3 protein-coding genes are annotated in these 4,911 nt (G+C 67.8%); 1 reads left to right on the top strand and 2 read right to left on the bottom strand.

Going from position 1 to position 4,911, the window contains the following annotated elements:
- Together ACEZDG_RS37835 and ACEZDG_RS37830 are read right to left on the bottom strand one after the other, a co-directional pair.
- On the bottom strand, positions 1-1,399 hold a 1,399-nt coding region (locus tag ACEZDG_RS37835; RefSeq protein WP_380519510.1), incomplete at its 3' end, for an alpha-galactosidase.
- A gap of 90 nt (positions 1,400-1,489) precedes the next feature.
- Positions 1,490-2,992 carry an arabinofuranosidase catalytic domain-containing protein gene (locus ACEZDG_RS37830; protein WP_380519512.1) on the bottom strand — a complete coding sequence of 501 codons (1,503 nt, stop codon included), beginning with the start codon at positions 2,990-2,992 and terminating at the stop codon, positions 1,490-1,492.
- A gap of 907 nt (positions 2,993-3,899) precedes the next feature.
- Here ACEZDG_RS37830 and ACEZDG_RS37825 point away from each other — a divergent pair.
- Positions 3,900-4,911, top strand: a 1,012-nt coding sequence (locus tag ACEZDG_RS37825; RefSeq protein WP_380519508.1) for an endo-1,4-beta-xylanase, incomplete at its 3' end; no start/stop codon positions are given.

Genomic DNA, 4,911 nt, shown 5'->3' with positions numbered 1-4,911 from the left:
TCTGGTTGGCCTGGCCGTTGCAGTCCCAGATCTGCAGCTGCGTGCCCGCGGTCGCGGTGGAGTTCGGCACGTCCAGGCACTTGCCCGCACCCACCGCGTGCAGCGCACCCGTGGTTGCGCCGCCGCCCCCGCCGCTGCTGCCGCCGGCGACGCGGAACATGGCGGTGGCGTGTGCCGGGACCGAGGCGCTGATGGTGCCCGTGGTGGTCGAGGCCGCACCGGACCACAGGTCGGTGAGGTTGTAGCTGGACGATCCGGTCTTGCCGATCGCGGCGGCGGAGGTGCTGATGGTGGCGGTCGATCCGGTCTCGTTGAACAGGGCCACCGAGACGTCGCCGTTCGCCAGCGGCTTGGCCAGCACGTCGAGACCGCCGCTGGAGGACACCATGGTGCCCTGCTTGCCGAGGGCGTCCTGGTCCACCGCGATCACCCGGGCATTGGTCAGGGTGGAGAGGGTGGTCGCGCTCGCCGAGGCGATGTTGGTGCCGGCGATCAGCGGAGCCGCCATCTCCGACCACAGGCTGAACTCCGAGCGGCTCTCGTCGGCACTGAGGGAGCCGTTGCCGACCTCGAGCATGTCCGGGTCGTTCCAGTGGCCGGGCCCGGCATAGGCGGCCAGCTGCACATTGCTGTGGAAGATCGACAGCATGCTGGAATAGCTGGGGTTGATGTCACCGGTGGTGCGCCAGCTGTTGCCGATGGCGGCGCCCCAGGTCCAGACGCTGTCCTGGCCCCAGCTGCACAGGCTGAACAGGATGGGTCGGCCGGTCGCGGCCAGGGCGTCGCGCATCGTGGTGTAGCGGGTCTGCGCGGGGGTCTCGTTGCCGTTGGGGCAGGAGTTCAGCGCACAGCCCGGCCCCGCGTAGCAGTTGTCGTACTTCAGGTAGTCCACGCCCCAGGAGGCGAAGGACTGGGCATCTGCGGTCTCGTGCCCGAGGCTGCCGGGGTAGCCCCCGCAGGTCTGCAGCCCGGCATCCTCGTAGATGCCCAGCTTCAGGCCCAGCGAGTGGACGTAGTCGGCGGTGCCCTTGATCCCGTCCGGGAATTTGCTGGGATCCGGTACCAGACGCCCGTCGGAGCCCCGCGAGTGGGTCATCCAGCAGTCGTCGATGTTGACGTAGGAGTATCCGGCGCTCTGCATGCCGTTGTTGTGCATGGCCAGCGCCGTGCTCTTGATCAGCGACTCGGAGACATTGCAGCCGTAGGCGTTCCAGTCGTTGAAGCCCATCTGCGGGGTGAGGGCCGCGCCGTTGCCCAGTGCGGCAGCCGGTGTGGCCGTGCCCGGGGAGAGCAGAGGAACCGCCAGGGACAGCAGGAGTGCGGAGAGCACGCAGGCAAGCGTCCTCCACAGGCGAGTCCGCGGCGATGGCCGTCCGACGCGCAGGTTCGGGTGGAGCATGGGGTCGCCTCCTGGGGGAAGTGGTGGGGCAAGGGCGTGGGCCCCGGGCCCGGCCCTGGGGCCGGGCCCGGGGCCCACGTGTGGAGGAAGCTAGTTGAGGGTCCACTGCTGGTTGCTCTGGCCGTTGCAGGTCCAGAGCTGGACCAGGGAGCCGTTGGCGGTGGCCGCTCCGCTCACGTCCAGGCACAGGCCGGACTGGACGCCGGTGACGGTGCCGTTGGAGTTGAGGTTCCACTGCTGGTTGGTCTGGCCGTTGCAGCTGTAGATGATCGCCTTGGTGCCGTTGACGGTGCCCTTGGCGTTGGCGTCCAGGCACAGGGTGGTGCCGCCGACCGTGGTCGTCAGCTCGTTGGAGGAGGTGTGCGTCCAGGTCTGGTTGGCCGCGCCGCTGCAGTCCCAGATCTGCTGCTGGGTGCCCAGCGTGGTGGTCGAGTTGGGGTCGTCCAGGCACCTGCCCGCACCCACCGCGTGCAGCGCACCGGTTGAACCCGAACCCGAGGACGAGCCGCCGTAGCCGACCGAGGTGATGTTGGCCTGGACGGCGTTCTCGGTGGCGTCGGAGGGGTAGCCGGAAGTCATGACACCCTCGTAGAAGGTGCCTTGGGCGCCCCTGCTGTTGTCGCCGCCGATGCCGAGGATGATGGCGCCCTGCTTGCGCATCGGGTTGTAGCCGGAGACGTTGGGACGCACTCCGCTGTAGTAGGTGGACAGACCGCCGGACTGGGCGTTGCCGGCCCGGATGGCCCACTGGTTCGCGCCGCCCTTGACGATGGCGGTGACATAGCGGGAGGTGATCGACGGGTCGCCGGAGTTGAGGTGCTGGTTGACGCCGGAGAACAGTCCGTTCTCCAGGTCGGCCATGACCCAGGGGCCGTTGCCCGAGCCGTATCCCCAGACCCTGATGTTGCCGAAGTTGATGGCTTCCATGGTGCCGTTGCCATCGTCGTTGTTGTTGGTCTCGGCGTTGCCGTAGTCGAAGCAGCAGCCGCCGTTGAAGTGGGTGCCGTCGAAGATGGCGTACATGCCCTCGGGGTTGTCGCCGGTGGCGATCCCGTTGGTCTGGTCGTTGCGGTAGCCGGTGCCCGGGGCGACGAAGACGCCGTAGGCCTTGTGGCCGCCGACGGTGGTGGGCGCGGCGGTGGCGTCGGCCAGGTTGTCGGGACCGCCGGAGGCGCCGCCGCCGGGCGCCTGGGTGAGGTTGTTGCCCCGCCCGGACTGGTCGTAGATGACGGTGATGACGCAGCTGGTCCCCGCACAGAAGGAGTCCTGGGCGGCGGCATTGGCGTAGCCGCCGGCGCTCAGGAGACCGATGTTCTGAGTCGCGTTGTCCGAGGCCCGCCTGACCTGGTAGAGCGCTCCGTTGTAGGCGCCGTACAGGGCCCGGGTCGTGCTGTGCGCCGCCACGCAGGGCGTCCCGCCGCTGGCATAGATGTCGCACGGCCCGTTCGTGGCAGCCTGCGCGGAACCGGCCGTCGCCGCGGCACCCGCCAGGCCCCCGACGAGGAGGACTGCTGCGGCTGCGGCGCGCGCGAGGATGCTCGTCCTGCGGTACCACGGGCGCTCGGACGAGCCCGCGGGCGTCTCGTACGTCATTTCCATCTGATCTCCTTGTGTGCATGACAAGTGTGCCGATATGCGACCCCGTGGTTATGGGACCGCGGTCTCTCCCGGGGAATTCCGGGACGACAGTAGGAGGGCAGGGGAAGGCGCTGTATCCGGCCTGCCTCAGAGTTTCCGATGGAATCGGTTCGGAAAGGCGGCCCGTATTTCCCTGCTCATGCTTTCCTGCGACCCGCAGGCCGGCGGTCGCCAGAAGGAGGCCATTGGGTCGCAAATGCCTTTCCCGCGCCCGTCGGACCGCTGCGCCCTCCGCTGATTTGTGACCAGGTAAGTTTCACGCCGGGGAATGTTCGCCTCTGCCTGACAGCCCTGCGGGCAACCAGGGGCGGCGCTCTTGTTCGCATATAAGCCTCCGGCGTGCAGCTGGTGGGAGAATGATGTTAGCGCTAACATTCTTTTGCGGGGAGAACTCTGAACAGTAGACGGCTTTCCCCCTGACATTTGGAGCCTCCAACACCCCGCACCCACTGTCAACCCTTCTTGCAAAAGTACGCGCTTCGAGGGTGCCGTCCCGAATGTTTCGGTGTCCGCCCACGTTCTTGACGCCGTCGGCCCCGTCTGTTTACCTGATTCATCGCGGACCCTGTCGGCCGGGACTTTCCCGTCGAACATGATTGCCTGTTCTCCGCGCCACGCGTATGAGATCGCTCCGGGCAGCGGCATGCGCGTATCTCCCGGGTATCCCGGATTCATCGCTGGAGGTCACATGACCACGCATTCCCGCCTCACCCGCCTATGGCGCTCACGGCTCGGCGCATCCACGGCGCTCCTCGCCGTCGCCGCGGCCCTCGCCCTGGGCACCGCCGGAACCGCCCACGCGGCCACGTCGCTCCGTACCCTCGCCGAGGCGCAGGGCCGCTACTACGGCACCGCCCTGACGGTGTCCGACCTGTCCAATACGAACGAGACCAACATCGCCGGCGCCCAGTTCGACGCACTCACGCCGGGCAACGAGATGAAGTGGGACACCACCGAGCCCGGCAACGGCCAGTACAACTTCGGCCCCGGCGACCAGATCGCGTCGTACGCCAAGGCCCACGGCATGCGCGTACGGGGTCACAACCTGGTCTGGCAGAACCAACTGCCCGGCTGGGTCTCCAACCTGCCGCTCAACCAGGTGCAGGGGGCCATGGACGCCCACATCACCACCGAGGTCAGCCACTACAAGGGCCAGATCTACGCCTGGGACGTGGTCAACGAACCCCTCAACGGCGACGGCTCCTTCGTCAACGACGTGTTCTACAGGGCCATGGGCACCAACTACTTCGCCGAGGCCCTGCGCACCGCGCACGCGGCCGACCCGAGTGCCCGGCTCTACATCAACGACTACGGGATCGAGGGCCAGAACGCCAAGAGCAACGCGCTGTACAACCTGGCCAAGACCCTGCTCGTGCAAGGGGTGCCGCTGGGCGGCATCGGCTTCGAGAGCCACTTCATCGTCGGACAGGTGCCCTCGGACTTCCAGGCCAACATGCAGCGCTTCGCCGCCCTCGGCCTGGACGTCGCGGTGACGGAACTCGACGACCGCATCCAACTGCCGGCCTCCAGCGCCAACCTGCAGCAGCAGGCCACCGACTACGGCAATGTCACCAAGGACTGCCTCGCGGTGTCACGCTGCGTCGGCATCTCGCAGTGGGGGATCGACGACGCCAACTCCTGGATCGACGGCACCTTCCCCGGCTGGGGCGCGGCGACGATGTACGACCGTAACTTTCAGCCGAAGCCGGCCTACTCCGCCACCGCCACCGCGCTCGGTGGTTCGTCCTCGGGTTCGGGTTCGACGGGTGCGCTGCACGCGGTGGGTGCGGGCAAGTGCCTGGACGTGCCGAACTCCTCGGCGACCGCGGGCACGCAGCTGCAGATCTGGGACTGCAACGGCCAGGCCAACCAGG

The organism is Streptacidiphilus alkalitolerans (genome assembly GCF_042511045.1).
In the GTDB taxonomy this organism is placed as follows: Bacteria; Actinomycetota; Actinomycetes; order Streptomycetales; family Streptomycetaceae; genus Streptacidiphilus; species Streptacidiphilus alkalitolerans.
The sequence above is the reverse complement of the archived record's forward strand: the minus strand, read 5'-3'. Positions and strand labels throughout refer to the sequence as shown.